Below are 17,968 nucleotides of genomic sequence, written 5' to 3' on the forward strand. Positions count from 1 at the left end.
GGCCACACCAAACCCCTTACGTTTACTGGCCGGTACAATTGCACCGGCCAGTAAATAATTACATTGTCATTAATTCTTTTTCTTTTTCTGCCAACAACTTATCAATTTCAATTACATATTTATCTGTCAGCTTCTGAACATCATCTGCTGCACGACGCTCATCATCTTCAGAAATATCTTTATCTTTAACTAAGCGTTTTAATTGCTCATTGGCATCACGGCGAATATTACGCACGGCTACCTTAGCATCATCTGCCTCGTTGCGAACAACCTTTGTTAAATCTTTACGGCGCTCTTCGGTCAGTGCCGGCATTGGCACACGAATCACATCACCATTAGTTGATGGATTCAAGCCCAGATCGCCATCACGAATTGCTTTTTCAATCTTGGAAATCATTGTTTTTTCCCAAGCCTGAACACCAATTGTGCGTGAATCAATCAAAGTTACATTCGCAACCTGATTAATTGCTGTTGGTGCACCGTAATAATCCACATTGATATGATCCAACAAACCAACGTGCGCGCGACCAGTACGTACTTTGGCTAAATTAACGCGCAAAGCTTCAACTGATTTTTGCATTTTTGTAACGGTATTGCTTTTAATTTCTGCAATCATAATGCATTCCCTTATTTACTCGTTTCTAATGAGTAATCGTTCATTTGTACTATGGCCCACTAACAGTGCACAGAGTAAATAATCCGTGCCTCTGTTCAGAAAGTTTAGCAGTGTACCAGCGTCCCTTCATCTTCCCCAAGAACTACGCGCTTTAATGCGCCTGCTTTGAAGATACTAAAGACACTTAAATTCATATTTTGATCACGACAGAGCGCGAATGCAGTGGCATCCATCACTTTCAGATTACGGCCAATGGCCTCATCGAAAGTCAGGGTTTGATAACGTACAGCATCTGGATTGTTCTTTGGATCATCGGTGTAAACACCATCAACTTTGGTGGCTTTAAGAACAATGTCGGCGCCCATTTCCATGCCGCGCAAAGCAGCAGCGGTATCTGTTGTAAAGAAAGGGTTACCCGTTCCTGCACCAAAAATCACCACTTTATTTTCTTCAAGGTAACGGATTGCTTTGCCGCGCACATAGGGCTCAGCCACTTGCTGAATCGTCAGCGCAGATTGAACACGGCTTACAATACCCGCGCGTTTCATCGCATCCTGCAAGGCCAGCGCATTCATTACCGTTGCCAGCATACCCATATAATCTGCTGTTGCGCGATCCATTCCCGCAGCGGCAGGCGCTACACCCCGAAAAATATTACCACCACCGATCACAACACCAACTTGTACGCCAAGATCTAATACAGCCTTGATTTCACCAACAATACGGTCAATTGTGACACGATTGATGCCATAGCTATCCTCACCCATGAGGGCTTCGCCGGAGAGTTTCAGCAAAATGCGTTTATATTTGGGTGCTTGGCTCATTTGAAGCTTCCTTATCCATGGAGGGGCAAATTGTGGAAACGCCGCACGTTACCGTGCGGCGCATAAAGCAAATATCCAGTGCTCAGCCTGCCTGAAGATTGCTCTTCCGGCGGGCTAAGTTTAATACAAACAATTAAATCTTTGCAGCAGCAGCCACTTCAGCAGCGTAATCAACCACTGCTTTTTCAATGCCTTCACCTACAACAAACAGGTTGAATGCATTAACAGTTGCAGAGTTGGTTTTCAGCAATTGCTCAATTGTTACTTTGTCATCCATTACAAATGGCTGGCTCAGCAATACAACATCTTTCAGGTACTTTTGTACTGTACCTTCAACGATTTTTTCCAGCATTGCTTCTGGCTTGCCTGCTTCTTTAGCACGCTCAGTAGCAACACGACGCTCTGTTTCGATCAGGTCAGCAGGTACACCACTTGCATCGAGAGACTTAGGCTTAGTTGCCGCAATGTGCATTGCAATTTGCTTAGCCAGTTGCTCATCACCACCCACGATATCCAGCAGAACGCCCAGCTTGTTGCCGTGCAGGTAAGCTGCAACCTGGCCAGTTGTTTCAAAGCGCGCAAAGCGGCGCAGAGTCACGTTTTCGCCTAATTTGGCAACAGCTTCTTTACGAATTTCTTCAACTGTTTTGCCATCAACAACAACTTGCGCCAGCGCTTCAACATCAGCCGGGTTTGCATCAGCAACAGCCTGAGCTGCCAGCTTGGCAAACGCGATAAAGCCTTCGTCTTTTGCTAAGAAGTCTGTTTCACAGTTCACTTCCAGTACAGCGCCAATTTTTTTATCTTCAGAGATAAATGCAGCGATAATCCCTTCAGCAGCAGTACGGCCAGCCAGCTTGGACGCTTTGTTGCCTGATTTGATTCGCATTACTTCTTCAGCTTTTTTGATATCGCCATCGGCTTCAACCAAAGCTTTTTTACATTCCATCATGCCAAGGCCAGTCAGCTCGCGCAGCTGGGCAACCATTTTCGCGGTAATTTCCGCCATGATTATTTCTCCTGAAACTGGGTAAGGAGTAGAGCATCGCTTATCCGGATTATTTAATAATAAAAACCGGACAGATGCAGAGCTACTTATCTGTTATTTACAAAAAAGGGGCGAAACGCCCCTTTTTCGCATATTAACTTTACGATATTACTGTGCAGCGGCTACAGCAGCTGCTTCGACAAGTTCTTGTGCTGATTGGTTTTTACCTTCAAGCACGGCGTCAGCCATACCTTGAGCGTACAAACGAATTGCGCGGCTTGAATCATCGTTACCAGGGATAACGAAATCAATACCTTCCGGGTTGTTGTTGGTATCAACTACGCCGATAACCGGGATGCCCAGTTTCTTAGCTTCAACCAAAGTACCCTTTTGGTAACCAGTGTCGATCACGAAAATCGCGTCTGGCAGACCCTTCATATCCTTGATACCGCCCAGGCTACGATTGAGTTTTTCAACTTCACGATTCATGTCCAGCAATTCTTTCTTACCGTAGCCGCTGTTTTCATTAGCAACGATAACTTGTAACTCTTCCAGACGTTTGATCGACTGCTTAACTGTTTTGTAGTTAGTCAGCATACCGCCTAACCAGCGGTGATCAACGAAAGGCATGCCGCAACGCGCTGCTTCTTCAGCAACGATTTCACGAGCCTGGCGCTTAGTACCTACGAACAGAACAGTACCTTTGTTTGCAGCAATACGACGAGCGTATTTAACCGCTTCTTCAAACAATGGCAAAGTTTTTTCGAGGTTGATAATATGAATCTTGTTACGTGCGCCAAAAATATATTGACCCATTTTTGGGTGCCAGTAACGAGTTTGGTGACCGAAGTGGACACCGGCTTCAAGCATATCGCGCATGCTAACGGACATAGTAAAACTCCAAGCTAAGGGTTACATCCAGCACTCACACGACACCCAAAATCACAGACTTTGAGCACCCTTAACGGGGTGAGCACCAAAATTATCTGCAGGCACCATGCCCACAGAGCACAGGATTATAGACCTTTACGCCAAGGCCAGTCCAGCTTAATCAGGCATTCATGAACTGCATCTATTATCATGAAACACGAAAACATCCATCAACCTTCCCATATTTACCCGCTTATTGCCCGCCGTAACGCGCCCGCCGCTGATACGCTATTCCTGACACAGGCCCATGGCAAACCCCACTCATCACAGCCCGATACACCTATTTTCATCGGCATGACCAGTCAGAAAAAATATGCCGCACCTGCAATGCTGACCATTCAAAATTAGGTAATTAATGAGCCCCATAGGCATTTTCGATTAGAAAGCCAGGCTTGAAAGACGTAAACTGTGAGCAAATAATCAATATGCCTTTCAATAAGGCTCCGGCACACTTTCCCCTCTCTCAGAAAAGGAAGCTGATTTATGGCTACGCAACACGCTCGTTTACTTATTTTAGGCTCAGGCCCTGCTGGCTACACTGCTGCCGTTTATGCTGCCCGTGCCAACCTTAATCCGGTAATGGTAACGGGCCTTGCTCAGGGCGGGCAGCTGATGACAACAACAGATGTAGACAACTGGCCAGCCGATGCGGATGGCGTACAAGGCCCGGAGCTGATGGCCCGCTTTCAAAAGCATGCCGAGCGTTTTGGCACAGAAATGATCTTTGATCATATTCACACCACGCATTTAAATGAAAAACCAATCCGTCTGGTGGGCGACTCCGGCGAATACACTTGCGATGCCCTGATTATTGCAACGGGCGCATCGGCCCAGTATATCGGCCTGCCAAGCGAAGAAACCTTTGCCGGCCGCGGCGTATCTGCTTGTGCGACCTGCGATGGTTTTTTCTACCGCAATCAGCAGGTTGCCGTAGTGGGCGGCGGCAATACAGCCGTTGAAGAGGCGCTATATCTGTCTAATATTGCTGCGCATGTCACTTTGATTCACCGCCGCGATACTTTCCGTTCAGAAAAAATCCTGATCAACCATTTAATGGAGAAAGTAGAAGCAGGCAAAATCACCCTGGCCATCAACAGCACACTGGATGAAGTTCTGGGCGATGCCACTGGCGTAACGGGGGCCCGTCTTAAATCAACCGTAGATGGCAGCACACGTGATCTTGAGTTAACCGGGGTATTTATTGCCATTGGCCACAAGCCAAACACAGATATCTTTAAAGGCCAGCTGGAAATGGATGCAACCGGCTATATCGTAACCAAGGGCGGCCGTGATGGTGGCGCAACGGGCACCAGTATTCCAGGCGTATTTGCCGCAGGCGATGTGCAGGATCATATCTACCGCCAGGCAGTGACTTCCGCTGCATCGGGTTGCCAGGCCGCGCTGGATGCAGATAAATATTTGGATTCACTACGTTAATTCATAATTTAAGATGACCCAAGGGGCGCTCAGCGCCCCTTTTGCATTGGATTGACATGGATAACCCCAAGCTGCGCCAGCTTAGAAAAGCTTTACGCGCCAAGCCGCAGATTGCTGCAAAACCCAAAAGTAAACCCGTAGAAACACTGGATGATCACACCCTGTTTATGCGCTCGGTGCAGGGCGTTAAGCCGCTTAAAAACACCCAATATCAGCACCCAAAGCCAGAAGTCAGCCCCTGGCCGCGCAAACAACACGCCGAGCACCTCAGCCCGCTGGATGATATGACCGATTTTTGGCCATGGGATGAGCTGGCACCGGGCGAAGAGCTGCTCTACAGCAAGCCAGGCCAGAAGCTCGACACGCTGAAGCGTCTGAGGAAGGGTCAGTGGCCAACCAGCGGGCATCTGGATTTGCACGGTTTAAGTAGTGATGAAGCCAGAATCAGCGTGACGCGTTTTTTACAAAGCGCCAATGCAGCAGGCCTGCGCTGTGTACGCATTGTACATGGCAAAGGCATGGGTTCTAAAAACGGCGAGCCCATTCTTAAACAAAAGCTTAAAAACTGGCTGGCACAAAGAGATGAAGTGCTCGCCTTTTGCCAGGCCCCGCAACACGAGGGTGGCGGCGGTGCCGTTTTGGTTTTAATTCGTACCCGCAGAGATTAAGGCCGCTTACAAATTCTATACACCGCAGCGTTTCACGCATTCATGTGGCTTAAGGTACAATGCCACACTGCTCAATCCCAATGAAAATCCATGAATAGTCTGATTAACCGCCCCGCCGCCAAGTGGCTGGTGCTTCTCCTTTTGGCCGTCCTCTGGTTTGGCACACTGGGTTATCGCAAGCTGATTACACCTGATGAAGGCCGCTATGCAGAAATAGCCCGTGAAATGGTCGTCAGTGGCGATTGGAATACACCGCGCCTGAATGGCATTAAATACTTTGAAAAACCTGCATTGCAATACTGGGCCACTGCGGCCAGCTTTGAGGTACTGGGCGAATCAGATTTTGCAGCAAGGCTATGGCCTGCGCTGACTGGCTTTTTAGGATTGCTGGCGGTATTTTTTACCAGCCGCAAACTCTGGGGCGAAGCCACCGCCTGGCTTGCCAGCGGCATTTTAGCCAGCAGCGCCTGGTGGATAGGCAATGGCCACTTTCTTACACTGGATATGGGTGTAAGCGCCTTCCTCACCTTTAGTCTGTGTGGCTTCTTGCTGGCACAAAGAGACGGCGCCAGCACCAAAGAAAACCGCAATGGCATGCTTGTGGCCTGGGGTGCAATTGGCCTGGCCGTTTTATCTAAAGGCCTGATCGGTCTGGTGCTGCCGGGCATTGCAATTGTCGCCTATTCGATTATTTGCCGGGATCTTAAGCTTTGGACCAGGCTGCATTTATTCAAAGGCCTGGCGCTGGCCTTACTGATTACCGTGCCTTGGTTTTTAACCGTATCGAAAGCCAATCCTGAATTCGCGCAGTTTTTCTTTATTCACGAGCACTTTGAGCGTTTTCTGAGCACCGAGCATCGCCGTGAAGGCCCGCTCTGGTATTTCTTCCCGATTCTTGCCGTAGGCTTATTGCCTTGGACCAGCCTGTTGCCGCAGGCATTAAAGAAAAACTGGCAGAGCAATGAGCAATTTAAAACCAACCGTTTTCTATTGATCTGGTCAGTGTTTATTTTTGCTTTCTTTTCTAAATCAGGCTCCAAGCTACCTTCTTATATTTTGCCGATTTTCCCTGCGCTGGCCATGCTGATGGCTCAAACGCTGATGGATATCAGTGGTAAAGCCCTGCGCTGGCATTTTGCGTGGATTGCCATACCTGGCCTTGTGCTGGTTGGCGCTTACCCCTATGTCAGCAACATGACAAGCGAGCACACGCCACAAATTTATAACGCAGCCTATGCAGCCTGGCTGGTGGCAGCTGGCCTGGTGTTAGCAGGCGGAGCCATCGCCAGCTTTATCCTGGCTGGCAAAGGCAAAAAAGAAGCGGCGATCGCCACCATGGCGCTGGCAGGATTGGTGGGCGGGCAATTGCCCATGGTTGGGCACGAGTCTTACGCTTATACGAACTCCAGCTACCATTTGGTTGAAGCCATCAAGCCTCAGCTCACGCCACAAAGCACACTCTATGCGGTACGTTATTACGACCAGTCTCTGCCCTTTTATTTAAAACGAACCCTGCAATTTGTTGAATATATTGATGAATTTGAAATGGGTCAGAAATCAGAACCTGATAAACGAATTTCACTGGATGATTTTATTGCCCGCTGGAATAGCGATACTCAGCCTGTCGCTATTTTGCAAACAGATACGTTCAATGAATTACAAACACGCGGCCTGAAAATGAAAACCATCGCCAAAGATGCGCGCAGATTAGTGATTGCCAAACCATGAAAGCACTTGAATTTGGATTGATTTTATTTGGCGTATTACTCAATGCTGGTGCTCAGCTTTTATTAAAAGCGGGCACCCGCACCATTGGGCAATTCGATTTCTCCATGGCTAACGCCTGGCCAATCGGGCTGAAAGTCGCCAGCAATCCCCATATTATTGGCGGGCTATCTTGCTATGTCATCAGCGTGGTGGTGTGGATTCTGGCGTTGTCACGCGTAGAAGTCAGCATTGCCTACCCCATGTTATCAATAGGCTATGTAGTGAATGCGGGCTTAGCCTGGTGGTTATTTGGTGAAGCAGTTACACCGATGCGTCTCGTGGGGATCGCCATCATTATGCTGGGCGTCTTACTGGTGGCAAAGAGCTGATGGCAAGGATTGCCTTTGAAAGGCTGGCATGGGTCTATGTGGCTTTTATATGGGTAATGTCTTTGATTCCGCTCACCATGCCAGCCATACCAAACAGCGATAAAATGGGTCATTTTCTGGCCTATGGCTTGCTTGCACTTTGGTTTGGCCTTGCCCGCCAGAGAAAGCTGCCCCTTATCTGGCTGCTGGCCAGCTTAATGGGCGTTGCAATTGAGTTTGCACAGGCACTTACGCCTTACCGCAGTTTTGACACGCACGACATGCTGGCAAATGCTGCTGGTGCACTGACCGGCACCGGCATCGCCGCAATCTTGCTTCAATTTTTGCCACATCCTTTAAAAATACAAACGGATCATTCATGAGCGATTTTCTCCCCTTTACCCGCCCAAGCATTGACGAAGAAACCATTAATGATGTGGCCAGTGTATTGCGCTCGGGCTGGATTACCAGCGGCCCTAAAGTAAAAGCCTTTGAAGCCGCACTGTCTGCCTATTTTGGCGGCCGCCCTGTGCGCGTAGTCAATTCAGCAACCGGCGGGCAGGAAATTGCGCTGCGATTAATTGATCTGCAGCCCGGCGATGAAGTCATCACCACGCCGATGACCTGGGTATCGACCACCAATGTAATTTTAAATACCGGCGGCAAGCTGGTGCTGGTGGATGTTGATCCTGTCACCCGTAATATTGATCTAGATTTAGTCGAGGCTGCAATTACGCCGCGCACCAAAGCGATTATCCCGATTGATCTGGCGGGTTTGCCGGTAGATCGTGATCGCCTCTATGCCATAGCCAATAAACACGGCCTGCGCGTGATTGAAGACGCAGCACAGGCACAGGGCGCAACATGGAACGGCAAAAAAGTCGGCAGTTTTGGCGATTTGTGCTCGATTTCATTTCACGCCAATAAAAACATGACCACCACCGAAGGCGGCGCCCTGGTGATGAATAATGAAGCCGAAGCGGCCCTGTTTGAAAAATGGCGCCTGCAAGGCGTCACCCGCTTCCCTGATGGCAGCATGGATGTGGATTTACCCGGCGGTAAATTCAATATGACCGATGTGGCTGCGGCTATTGGACTTGGGCAGCTTAAGCAGCTCGATGGCTTTAACAGCAAGCGAAAAGCGCTTGCCCAAGCTTATTTTGATTTGCTGGATGCCGATTTAGGCTTAGAATTGCCGCCCGCTGATTTTACAAACAGCAACTGGCATATGTTTCAGCCGCTCTTACCGCTGGCAAAAATGAAAATCAGCCGCGGCGAGTTTATTGCGCAAATGAAAGAAAAAGGCATTGGTGTTGGTGTTCACTACCCCGCGCTGCATTTATTTAGCTACTACCGCAATCTGGGCTACACCGAAGGCATGTACCCGCACGCAGAGCATATTGGCGCAAGCACCATTACTCTGCCGCTGTTCCCTGCCATGGAAGTGGCAGATGTGCAGCGTGTTTGCACCGCTTTAAGTGAAGTGCTGTCCGCCAGCCTTAAATAATGAGAAGGGGCTGGCCCCCTTCTTGCAGCACTTATGTATCAGGTTTTAAAAAGAGATATTAATGAAGCCCATCGTTTCTGTTGTCGTACCGGTTTATAACGAAGAAGACGGCCTGCAGGCCCTGTTTGACCGTCTTTATCCTGCGCTTGACGCCCTGAATACGCCGTATGAAATTTTATTTATCAATGACGGCAGCCATGACCGCTCGGCAGGCTTGTTAAGCGCCCAGTACGAAAAGCGCCCGGATGTCACCCGGGTGATTTTATTCAACGGCAACTTTGGCCAGCACCGGGCCATTCTGGCAGGATTTGAGCACTCCAAAGGCTCGCGCATTGTGACGCTTGATGCCGATTTACAAAACCCGCCGGAAGACATTGGCACATTGCTGGCTGAAATGGATAAGGGTCACGATTATGTGGGCTCGATTCGCCGACAGCGCAATGACAGCTGGTGGCGGCATGTGGCCAGCCGCAGCATGAATAATCTGCGCGAAAAACTCACCAAAATCAAAATGACCGATCAGGGCTGCATGCTGCGCGCCTACAGCCGCCGCATTATCGACACCATTAATCAGTGTCAGGAAATGCACACCTTTATTCCGGCACTGGCGTATTCTTTTTCACAAAATCCAACCGAAGTGGTGGTTGGCCATGAAGAGCGTTTTGCAGGCGAATCCAAGTATTCGCTCTATAGCCTGATCCGTCTTAATTTTGATTTAATGACCGGTTTTTCAATTCTGCCTTTGCAATTATTTTCTATGCTGGGGATTTTTGTCTCGTTAGGCTCTGGCGCTTTATTCTTATTGCTGGTTCTGCGCCGTATCTTTATGGGGCCGGAAGTCGGCGGGCTGTTTACCTTATTTGCAATCGTCTTCTTCCTGATTGGCATTGCACTATTTGGTATTGGCCTCTTAGGCGAATATATCGGCCGTATTTATCATGAAGTACGCCAGCGCCCGCGTTATTTAATTGCCAGTATTTTACAGGCCGACCCGGATCAACATAAAAAGGATGGCGCGTGAAATCAGCCGTTGTTTTTGCCTACCATAATGTAGGCGTGCGATGTATTAAAGCGCTGCTGGCCGCTGGCATTGAGATCAGGCTGATTGTGACGCACGAAGACAATCCAAATGAGAACATCTGGTTTGGCTCGGTTGCTCAATTGGCTGCTGATTACGAAATCCCGTTTATTACGCCAGAAAACCCAAATACACCAGAAATTGAAGCGCAGATTGCTGCGCTGAATGTGGATTTTTTATTCTCGTTTTATTATCGCAATATGCTGAAAGCGCCTTTATTAAGTGCGCCAAAGCAGGGAGCGTTTAATATGCATGGCTCCCTGCTGCCGCAATACCGTGGCCGCGTGCCGATTAACTGGGCCATTATTAATGGTGAAACCGAAACCGGCGCCACCTTGCATGTCATGAATATCAAGCCGGATAATGGCCCGATTGTGGCTCAGCAAGCCGTGCCTGTTTTTCCTGACGACACCGCTCAGGAAGTATTTGAAAAAGTCACCGTAGCAGCGGAGCTTTGCTTAAGTGCGGCATTACCGCGATTAATTGCAGGAAAAACTGATTTTACGCAGCAAGACTTAAGCCAGGGCGCTTATTATGGCGGCCGTACAGCCAAAGATGGGCAGATAAACTGGCAAAAAAGCGCTAAAGACATCCATAATTTGGTACGCGCTGTAACCGTGCCTTATCCTGGCGCATTTAGTGACATCAATGGCAAGCGCCTGATTATCTGGCGCACACGGCAAATATTCACAGCAGATACAACAGCCATCGAACCCATTACCCCGCTGATGTATGCTGACGGCAATAGAATTATCTTACTTTGCAGTGATGGTGCAGCACTTTTAGTACTGCATGCAGAATTCGATGGGGAAACACTGAATGGCAGTGATTTTATTCGCCATTTTGGCGCATCCTCAATAGATTTACATTAATTAGTACCTTCGGGAAAACACAATGAAAAAAGTCCTTATCCTTGGCGTTAATGGTTTTATTGGCCATCACCTGTCTAAATACATCCTCGAAAATACCGACTGGGAAATTTTCGGTATGGATATGTTTACCGATAAAGTTTCTGAATTTATGGATAACAAACGCTTTCACTTCTTTGAAGGCGATATCACCATTAACCAGGAATGGATTGAATATCACGTTAAGAAATGCGATGTGGTATTGCCATTAGTTGCTATCGCAACACCGGCCACTTATGTACAGGCACCGCTGCGCGTATTCGAACTTGATTTTGAAGCGAATCTGCCCATTATCAAATGGTGTGTTAAATACAAAAAACGCGTGATTTTCCCTTCTACATCCGAAGTTTATGGCATGTGTGAAGACGAAGCCTTTGATCCTGAAAACTCCAATATGGTTTACGGCCCGATCAGCAAACCACGCTGGATCTACGCCTGCTCCAAGCAACTGATGGATCGCGTGATTGCGGCTTACGGCCAGCAAGAAGGCCTGGATTACACCCTGTTCCGTCCGTTTAACTGGATTGGTGCGGGCCTGGATAATATCCACACACCTAAAGAAGGCTCCAGCCGTGTGATTACCCAGTTCCTGGGCCATATCGTTCGTGGCGAGCCAATCAAGCTGGTTGATGGCGGCGCGCAAAAACGTGCATTCACTTACATCACCGACGGTATCGAAGCACTGGTTAAGATTATCGACAATAAAGACGGCAAAGCCACACGCCAGATTTATAACATTGGTAATCCAGTGAACAACTACTCGGTGCGTGAGCTTTCCACCATGATGCTGGATCTGGCTAAAACCTATCCTGAATACGCAGAAATGGCTGCCAAAGTAACCGTTCTGGAAACCACTTCCGGCGAGTACTATGGCAAGGGCTACCAGGACGTGCAAAACCGCGTGCCAAAAATCGACAACACCAAGGCCGATCTGAACTGGGCACCAAGCACCACTATGGAAGACTCACTGCGCGGCATCTTTGATGCTTATAAAGATCAGGTTGCTGCAGCGCGCGAACTGGTTGATTAATTAAACCAGGCCGCAAAGCTTCACAAAAAAACCACGCCATGCGTGGTTTTTTTGCATCAGGGTAAGGTCATTATCCGCGGCAAACCCGCATGTGGCTGTCAGTCAAAATAAATAGTTTAAACTGGCTAGGCAATCCCTGTGTCATAAACGAGTAAGCTGATAATATCGTTCCCCGCCCCCTGATCAGCCACTGCCATGCCCTCTTCTATTCGCAACAAATGGCAAGGCTTAGGCCACGCTTTTCCTTTTCTGCTTTTATGCGATTTTCTGGCTGTACTCTCACTAACAACCGGCAGTGTGGCAATTAGCTGGTGGATTGTTACCCATGGCGGTGCAGCCGATTTATCTATATTTGGCATCACGGCAGCACTGACAATGCTGATTGCTTTGCCGCTGCTTTCCGCGCAGGGCGATCGGCTCGCTAAATCCAGAGTCATGGCATGGGGGTTGCTTACCGCGGTAATTACCGCGCTGGGGCTGGCCCTGATGGCCAGTTTGGGCTTTTATCATATCGGGCTGATTATTCTGATCTACGCCTTCGATGTGATTGCTTTTTCTATGGTCTTGCCCGCTGTATCCAGCATTGCGGCAGATCTGGTCAGCCCAAATCACCTTGCCGATGCACTGAGCCTGCAAAAAAGTGCGCAATCTCTTGGAAGGCTTGCCGGGCCGGTTGCCGGCGGGGCAATAATTGCATTAAGCAGTATTTCTGCCGCTTTATGGGTGTACACCGTGATTCTGCTGATTGCCGCGCTCTCTGCCTTTGCCATCCCCGTTATCCGCCCCGCCCCGGCATTAAATAAAAGCCACTGGCGCGCCGAAGTGCGTGCAGGTCTGTACGCAAAGTGGAATATCCCCATCGATCGCAACTGGACCCTGTTCAGTTTTTTTATCATGCTATTTTTCTCCCCGGCGATTGGCATGTTACTGCCGCTTAAAATCCACTTTTTAAACCTGGGCGCACAGTGGCTGGGAGCCACCGAAGCCGCTGTGGGTATGGGCATGTTAACCGGCGCTTTATGGGGAGCGGGCAAAGTCATTCTGTGGCAGGGGCGATTTAATGCAGCCCGCAACGCAACGCTCACCCTGGCGCTGGGCATCTGTGCTACGGCTTTTAGCGATAAGGGCTGGATGCTGGTGATTAGCTTTGCCCTGATTGGATTCGCCCTGTCAGTCAGCCAGCTGATTGGCCAGACCCACCGCCAGCTGGCTGTACCCGACCATTTTCGTGCCCGGTTTTCTTCGGTCAATTTTATGGTCATGACTTTATCCGGCATTTTAGGCCCCGCCCTGGCAGGCATAGCCCTTGGAATACTTGATATTAATACGGTATATGCGGCATTTGGCTCAGGCCTTTTTCTAGTGGCGATGACCTTTTCCCGCATTCCGGACATTCGTACTTTTTTAGCCTTAGATCATCATGAAGTAAAAAACTGGTATGCCATACAAAGCCCCAGGCTCTTTTTATAAAATGACATACGCCAAGGCGCACCGGCATCAGCTGGTAAATGCACCTTACCGCCCATACACCGCTTACACGAGATCACAATGTCCACACCTTTTACTCATAAATGGCAGGGTTTGGGTTCTGCATTTCCTTTCTTACTTTTACACGATGTACTGGCCGTGCTGTCGCTCAGCGCTGGCAGCGTTGCCATCAGCTGGTGGATAGCCACGCATGGGGGCGCGGCCGATTTATCCATTTTTGGGATTTCGTCAGCCGCAACCATGCTGATTGCCCTGCCTTTACTTTCTGCGCTGGGCGATCGCCACCCCAAATCCCGTTTAATGGCATGGGGCCTGCTTGCGGCAGTAGCAACAGCGCTGGGCCTGGCAACCATGGCCAGCCTTGGCATCTACAATATTTTGCTCATCGTGCTTATCTATATTGTTGAAGTCATTGCTTTTGCAATCGTACGCCCTGCCGCCTCCAGCATTGCCGCCGATTTAGTACCGCCAGAGCGTCTTGCAGATGCGCTGAGCTTACAAAAAAGCGCTCAGTCTGTGGGCCAGTTAGCCGGGCCGGTCGCTGGCGGAGCCATCGTTGCCTTGAGCAGTATTCCCATCGCACTCTGGATTTACACTGCCGTGCTGATGATTGCCGCCCTGTCCGCATTTGCCATTCCCCCCGTCAAACCTGCCTGCCGGGCACAGGATGGGTGGCTTACTGAAGTACGGGCGGGCTTACGCGCTAAGTGGCATATCCCGATTGATCGCAGCTGGACGGTGTACGCCTTTTTTTGCATGATGTTTTTCTCACCCGCTGTAGGGATGTTGCTGCCTTTAAAAATTCATTCGCTCAGGCTGAATGCCAGCTGGCTGGGTGCAACCGAAGCCGCCTTAGGCATGGGGATGCTGATTGGCGCGCTTTGGGGCGCAAAAAAAGTGATTCATGCTTTTGGGCGTTTTAAAGCCTGTACGGGTGCATTGATGGTTTCGGCTGTGACGATTATTGGTGTCGCACTAAGTGCGCAAGGCTGGCTGCTGGTGCTGGGGTTTGCCATAGCCGGGTTTTCGATGTCAGTCAGCCAGCTGGTCGGCCAGACACACCGCCAGCTGGCGGTTCCCGATCACTTTCGCGGCCGTTTTTCCTCAGTCAATATGATGGTGATGCAGGTTTCCGGCATATTAGGACCCGCCGTAGCAGGACTGACCCTTGGATTTCTGGATATCAGTGCCGTGTATGCCTGCTTTGGCCTTTGTCTGCTGCTGATCACCATGCTTTTTCCTCTTGTTCCTGGCATTCAGCATTTTCTGGCGCTGGATCACACTGAAGTAAAAGGCTGGTATGGCAAGCAGCATCCGGAATTATTCAGTCAGTAATGTAAGCCGCTTTCCGCTTAACAAGTAAGAAAAGGCCGCAATTACAGAGGCCAATGCCTGCCTGCACAGCGTACAAGATGCGGTTTGCCACGCATCTCTGTACATATTGAACATGCACCAGCCTTTTTGCTGATTGGCGTTCTTCCTAAGGAAGCGGATAATGCGGGTCTGCCTATTTCTGCTGTCCTGGATTTGTAAAAACATGTCAATTCGATTCATTTCCCGAATCAATCACTTATTGCAAACGGCCCGTTTAGCCTGGCTTTGTCCTGCATTTATTTTGATCGTGCTGTTAGGTTTTAACCGGCATGTGGCTCTGGCTGCCTGGCTTTGTGCTTTTTTTGCATTAGAGCGGGTATGGAAGCAGCAGAAACTTTCCGCTCTGGAATATCTGGGATTTGTTATTTCGCTTTGCACACTGGCTGCAGGGCAAAGTTTACTAAGCTATTCGGTCATTTTATCTGCCCTGTTATTCTCTGTCGGGCTGGGCATTGGCGTTCCGCTCTGGCGCAACAAACCATGGAGCCTGATCCTGGAAGAAACAGGCATCGCCATAGAAACTGGTATCGCAGCCATCAGCGACAGCATTAAAGCGCAATTTGATCCCAGCGATAGCGACGAAGCCGAAGAGGCCGAAGAGGCCGAAGAAGAGCATGAAGAAGAAATCATAGAAGAGAGCGAGCCTGCTCCGATAGCGGCAGCCACTGCCGCAGCCACACCACGCCAGCGCATCTATCAGCCCCCTGTCCCTGCATCCGGCGCACCGGCGGCTCCCCATTCTGAAGCGGCCCGCCCTTCAGTCAGTCTGGTAAAGGCTGCGGATAAGCCAGAGCCTGCCAAAGCCATTCAGAGAGATGAGTTATTCCAGCAGCTAAAACAACAAAGTGCAGCACCTGCGCCTTCGGCCAGCACTTTGCCGCTGATTGATCTTTCTCAGATCAGGCAGCACTTACAAAATGATCACAGGGTAAAGCGCCATGCTGAGCGCCCGCGCCCGGCGGCCCCCGCTGAATTGCCACTGATTGCCAGCGAAGAAATTCATCAGCGCTTGTCACGGATTCATGGCAAAGCACCAGAACCTGCGCCCATTCCTGCCCGCAGCCCTAAGGCACCGGGCACCCCCAGCGCGCCGATTAAAGCCAGCCCCCGCTTATTTCAGCTGGAGCCCAAACCTCATCCTGCGCCGCGTATCGAGCCGACTTTAAGCGCAGCGGATCTCCCCATCATCAGTACACCCCCGGCAGAAATTCCACCTGCTGTAAGTGCAGCAGACATTGTGATTCCTGACTGGGTGCCCTGCGAGACCATTACCCTGGAAGCGGTCATTGAAAAAGACACCCCGGAGACTGCAGCAGAGCCTTTGCCGCGCTTGCCCGATCCCCGTATTGAGCTTCCTCCTGCCACCATTGCCTCTTATCTGAGCGAGCCGCCACCTGCTGCCTTTATCAGCCCCGCTGTGCCTGCTCAATCTGCGCCCGTCATCCCGGCTGCGCCAGCGTATCGGGAAGAACCCGCCCCAGAAGCGCCGGTGCTGACCTGGTCTAAACCGCCAGTACCTGCGCCACTGCCGCATGCTGAGCCTGTGCACTATAGCGCCGACTTTATGCCATCACTCGGCCTGCTGCACCCGCCAGACCCGGAAATCGAAACAATCAGCCAGGATGATTTATTAGACCGCGGCATTTTAATTGAAGAAAAACTGGCCGAGTTTAGGGTAAAAGCATCCGTACTGGATGCCTGCGCCGGCCCCGTGATTACCCGCTATGAAATCGAACCCGCAATCGGCGTGCGCGGTGCGCAAATTGTAAATCTGATGAAAGATTTGGCCCGTGCTCTGGGCCTGGTATCAATTCGAGTCGTAGAAACCATTCCGGGCAAAACCTGCATGGGGCTGGAATTACCCAATCCCTCCCGACAAATGATTCGCCTCTCTGAGATTTTGTCCTCAGATGTTTACCAGCAAAACCAGAGCAAGCTGACCATTGCGCTGGGCAAAGATATTACCGGCTCGCCCATCGTGACCGATCTGGCTAAAGCGCCGCATATGCTGGTAGCCGGCACCACCGGCTCGGGTAAATCAGTCGGTGTGAACGCGATGATTTTATCGCTGCTGTATAAAGCCACGCCTGAAGAAGTGCGCTTTATTATGGTGGACCCGAAGATGCTGGAATTATCCGTCTATGACGGCATCCCGCACCTGCTGGCACCAGTTGTGACCGATATGAAACTGGCCGCCAATGCCTTGAACTGGTGCGTGGCGGAGATGGAAAAACGCTACCGCCTGATGAGCACCTTTGGCGTGCGTAATTTAGCCGGGTTTAACCAGAAAGTACGTGAAGCCGAACAGCGCGGCGAGCGGCTGACCAACCCGTTCACACTCACACCGGATGATCCGGAAGCGCTGGAACATCTGCCCTTTATTGTGGTGGTGGTCGATGAATTTGCCGACCTGATGATGGTGGCAGGCAAAAAAATTGAGGAGCTGATCGCCCGCCTGGCTCAAAAAGCCCGCGCGGCGGGGATTCACCTGATTCTGGCCACACAGCGCCCATCAGTGGATGTGATTACCGGCCTGATTAAAGCCAATATCCCAACGCGCCTTGCCTTCCAGGTTTCCAGCAAGATCGACAGCCGTACTATTTTAGACCAGATGGGAGCAGAAGCCCTGCTTGGGCAAGGCGATATGCTGTTCCTGCCGCCAGGTACCGGCTATCCGCAGCGTATTCATGGTGCGTTTGTTGACGATAATGAAGTGCACCGGGTGGTGGAGCACCTCAAGCAATTTGGCGAGCCACGCTATATTGATGGCGTGTTAAATGGTGGCTTTGATGCCGAGGCCAGTGCCTCCAATATCAATAACAATAATGAAGGCAGCGAGAGCGATCCACTCTACGACGAAGCCGTGGCCTTGGTGCTGAAAAGCCGCCGCGCCTCAATTTCGGCGGTGCAACGCCAACTAAGAATCGGCTATAACCGCGCAGCCCGGTTAATCGATCAGATGGAAAACGCTGGCATCGTCAGCCAGATGGAAAGTAATGGCAACCGCACCGTATTAGCCCCGCCAGCGATGGAATCATGATGCAC

At 50.2% G+C, this 17,968-nt stretch carries 17 protein-coding genes; 13 read left to right on the plus strand and 4 right to left on the minus strand.

The features are described 5' to 3' along the window. Positions 1-58: 58 nt before the first annotated feature. The 4 genes from frr to rpsB form a co-directional block, all read right to left on the minus strand. Positions 59-616 carry a ribosome recycling factor gene (frr, locus tag HA050_RS04395; RefSeq protein ID WP_099396118.1) on the minus strand — a complete coding sequence of 186 codons (558 nt, stop codon included), beginning with the start codon at positions 614-616 and terminating at the stop codon, positions 59-61. 104 nt (positions 617-720) lie between these two features. Beyond that, positions 721-1,440 (minus strand): UMP kinase, encoded by a 720-nt coding sequence (gene pyrH, locus HA050_RS04400; RefSeq protein ID WP_099396119.1) that lies wholly within the window; start codon positions 1,438-1,440, stop codon positions 721-723. A gap of 133 nt (positions 1,441-1,573) precedes the next feature. Then, complete coding sequence (tsf, locus tag HA050_RS04405) at positions 1,574-2,449, minus strand: translation elongation factor Ts (protein WP_166822587.1); 876 nt, start codon at positions 2,447-2,449, stop codon at positions 1,574-1,576. A 147-nt stretch (positions 2,450-2,596) separates the two neighbouring features. After that, positions 2,597-3,319 (minus strand): 30S ribosomal protein S2, encoded by a 723-nt coding sequence (gene rpsB, locus HA050_RS04410; RefSeq protein ID WP_115227493.1) that lies wholly within the window; start codon positions 3,317-3,319, stop codon positions 2,597-2,599. A 189-nt stretch (positions 3,320-3,508) separates the two neighbouring features. On the opposite strand from rpsB, the gene HA050_RS04415 reads away from it, so the two are divergent. The 13 genes from HA050_RS04415 (at position 3,509) to HA050_RS22325 (ending at position 17,963) form a co-directional block, all read left to right on the plus strand. Then, entirely contained in the window at positions 3,509-3,706 is a 198-nt protein-coding gene (locus HA050_RS04415) for a hypothetical protein (protein WP_166822590.1), read from the plus strand. 135 nt (positions 3,707-3,841) lie between these two features. Next, positions 3,842-4,795: a thioredoxin-disulfide reductase gene (gene trxB, locus HA050_RS04420; protein WP_099396122.1), complete on the plus strand. Its 954-nt coding sequence runs from the start codon at positions 3,842-3,844 to the stop codon at positions 4,793-4,795. Between the two features lie 56 nt (positions 4,796-4,851). Next, positions 4,852-5,463 (plus strand): Smr/MutS family protein, encoded by a 612-nt coding sequence (locus HA050_RS04425; RefSeq protein ID WP_166822593.1) that lies wholly within the window; start codon positions 4,852-4,854, stop codon positions 5,461-5,463. A gap of 90 nt (positions 5,464-5,553) precedes the next feature. Beyond that, positions 5,554-7,191 carry a phospholipid carrier-dependent glycosyltransferase gene (locus HA050_RS04430; protein WP_166822596.1) on the plus strand — a complete coding sequence of 546 codons (1,638 nt, stop codon included), beginning with the start codon at positions 5,554-5,556 and terminating at the stop codon, positions 7,189-7,191. After that, positions 7,188-7,559 (plus strand): SMR family transporter, encoded by a 372-nt coding sequence (locus HA050_RS04435; RefSeq protein WP_099396126.1) that lies wholly within the window; start codon positions 7,188-7,190, stop codon positions 7,557-7,559. The genes HA050_RS04430 and HA050_RS04435 overlap by 4 nt, the downstream gene beginning before the upstream one ends. Continuing rightward, positions 7,559-7,921: a VanZ family protein gene (locus tag HA050_RS04440; RefSeq protein ID WP_166822599.1), complete on the plus strand. Its 363-nt coding sequence runs from the start codon at positions 7,559-7,561 to the stop codon at positions 7,919-7,921. Before HA050_RS04435 ends, HA050_RS04440 begins: the two co-directional genes overlap by 1 nt. After that, complete coding sequence (locus tag HA050_RS04445) at positions 7,918-9,045, plus strand: DegT/DnrJ/EryC1/StrS family aminotransferase (protein WP_166822602.1); 1,128 nt, start codon at positions 7,918-7,920, stop codon at positions 9,043-9,045. Before HA050_RS04440 ends, HA050_RS04445 begins: the two co-directional genes overlap by 4 nt. A gap of 61 nt (positions 9,046-9,106) precedes the next feature. After that, positions 9,107-10,066 (plus strand): glycosyltransferase, encoded by a 960-nt coding sequence (locus HA050_RS04450; RefSeq protein ID WP_166822605.1) that lies wholly within the window; start codon positions 9,107-9,109, stop codon positions 10,064-10,066. Next, positions 10,063-10,995: a formyltransferase gene (locus tag HA050_RS04455; protein ID WP_166822608.1), complete on the plus strand. Its 933-nt coding sequence runs from the start codon at positions 10,063-10,065 to the stop codon at positions 10,993-10,995. Before HA050_RS04450 ends, HA050_RS04455 begins: the two co-directional genes overlap by 4 nt. A gap of 22 nt (positions 10,996-11,017) precedes the next feature. Then, the gene (locus HA050_RS04460; RefSeq protein ID WP_166822611.1) at positions 11,018-12,061 is read left to right on the plus strand and encodes a bifunctional UDP-4-keto-pentose/UDP-xylose synthase; all 1,044 of its coding nucleotides are present in this window, start codon (positions 11,018-11,020) and stop codon (positions 12,059-12,061) included. Between the two features lie 195 nt (positions 12,062-12,256). Continuing rightward, the gene (locus tag HA050_RS04465; RefSeq protein WP_166822614.1) at positions 12,257-13,531 is read left to right on the plus strand and encodes an MFS transporter; all 1,275 of its coding nucleotides are present in this window, start codon (positions 12,257-12,259) and stop codon (positions 13,529-13,531) included. A gap of 78 nt (positions 13,532-13,609) precedes the next feature. After that, positions 13,610-14,884, plus strand: coding sequence for an MFS transporter (locus HA050_RS04470; protein ID WP_166822617.1), 1,275 nt, complete (start codon positions 13,610-13,612; stop codon positions 14,882-14,884). 202 nt (positions 14,885-15,086) lie between these two features. Next, positions 15,087-17,963 carry a DNA translocase FtsK gene (locus HA050_RS22325; protein WP_205836289.1) on the plus strand — a complete coding sequence of 959 codons (2,877 nt, stop codon included), beginning with the start codon at positions 15,087-15,089 and terminating at the stop codon, positions 17,961-17,963. Positions 17,964-17,968: the final 5 nt, after the last annotated feature.

The sequence above is a fragment of the Iodobacter violaceini genome (assembly GCF_011601265.1).
GTDB classification, from domain to species: domain Bacteria; phylum Pseudomonadota; class Gammaproteobacteria; order Burkholderiales; family Chitinibacteraceae; genus Iodobacter; species Iodobacter violaceini.

Coding starts and splice junctions, on each gene's coding strand:
- HA050_RS04450 (WP_166822605.1), top strand. CDS start 9,107: ATGAAGCCCATCGTTTCTGTTGTCGTACCGGTTTATAACGAAGAAGAC.
- HA050_RS04435 (WP_099396126.1), top strand. CDS start 7,188: ATGAAAGCACTTGAATTTGGATTGATTTTATTTGGCGTATTACTCAAT.
- rpsB (WP_115227493.1), bottom strand. CDS start 3,319: ATGTCCGTTAGCATGCGCGATATGCTTGAAGCCGGTGTCCACTTCGGT.
- HA050_RS04460 (WP_166822611.1), top strand. CDS start 11,018: ATGAAAAAAGTCCTTATCCTTGGCGTTAATGGTTTTATTGGCCATCAC.
- HA050_RS04440 (WP_166822599.1), top strand. CDS start 7,559: ATGGCAAGGATTGCCTTTGAAAGGCTGGCATGGGTCTATGTGGCTTTT.
- HA050_RS04415 (WP_166822590.1), top strand. CDS start 3,509: ATGAAACACGAAAACATCCATCAACCTTCCCATATTTACCCGCTTATT.
- frr (WP_099396118.1), bottom strand. CDS start 616: ATGATTGCAGAAATTAAAAGCAATACCGTTACAAAAATGCAAAAATCA.
- tsf (WP_166822587.1), bottom strand. CDS start 2,449: ATGGCGGAAATTACCGCGAAAATGGTTGCCCAGCTGCGCGAGCTGACT.
- pyrH (WP_099396119.1), bottom strand. CDS start 1,440: ATGAGCCAAGCACCCAAATATAAACGCATTTTGCTGAAACTCTCCGGC.
- trxB (WP_099396122.1), top strand. CDS start 3,842: ATGGCTACGCAACACGCTCGTTTACTTATTTTAGGCTCAGGCCCTGCT.
- HA050_RS04445 (WP_166822602.1), top strand. CDS start 7,918: ATGAGCGATTTTCTCCCCTTTACCCGCCCAAGCATTGACGAAGAAACC.
- HA050_RS22325 (WP_205836289.1), top strand. CDS start 15,087: ATGTCAATTCGATTCATTTCCCGAATCAATCACTTATTGCAAACGGCC.
- HA050_RS04425 (WP_166822593.1), top strand. CDS start 4,852: ATGGATAACCCCAAGCTGCGCCAGCTTAGAAAAGCTTTACGCGCCAAG.
- HA050_RS04465 (WP_166822614.1), top strand. CDS start 12,257: ATGCCCTCTTCTATTCGCAACAAATGGCAAGGCTTAGGCCACGCTTTT.
- HA050_RS04430 (WP_166822596.1), top strand. CDS start 5,554: ATGAATAGTCTGATTAACCGCCCCGCCGCCAAGTGGCTGGTGCTTCTC.
- HA050_RS04470 (WP_166822617.1), top strand. CDS start 13,610: ATGTCCACACCTTTTACTCATAAATGGCAGGGTTTGGGTTCTGCATTT.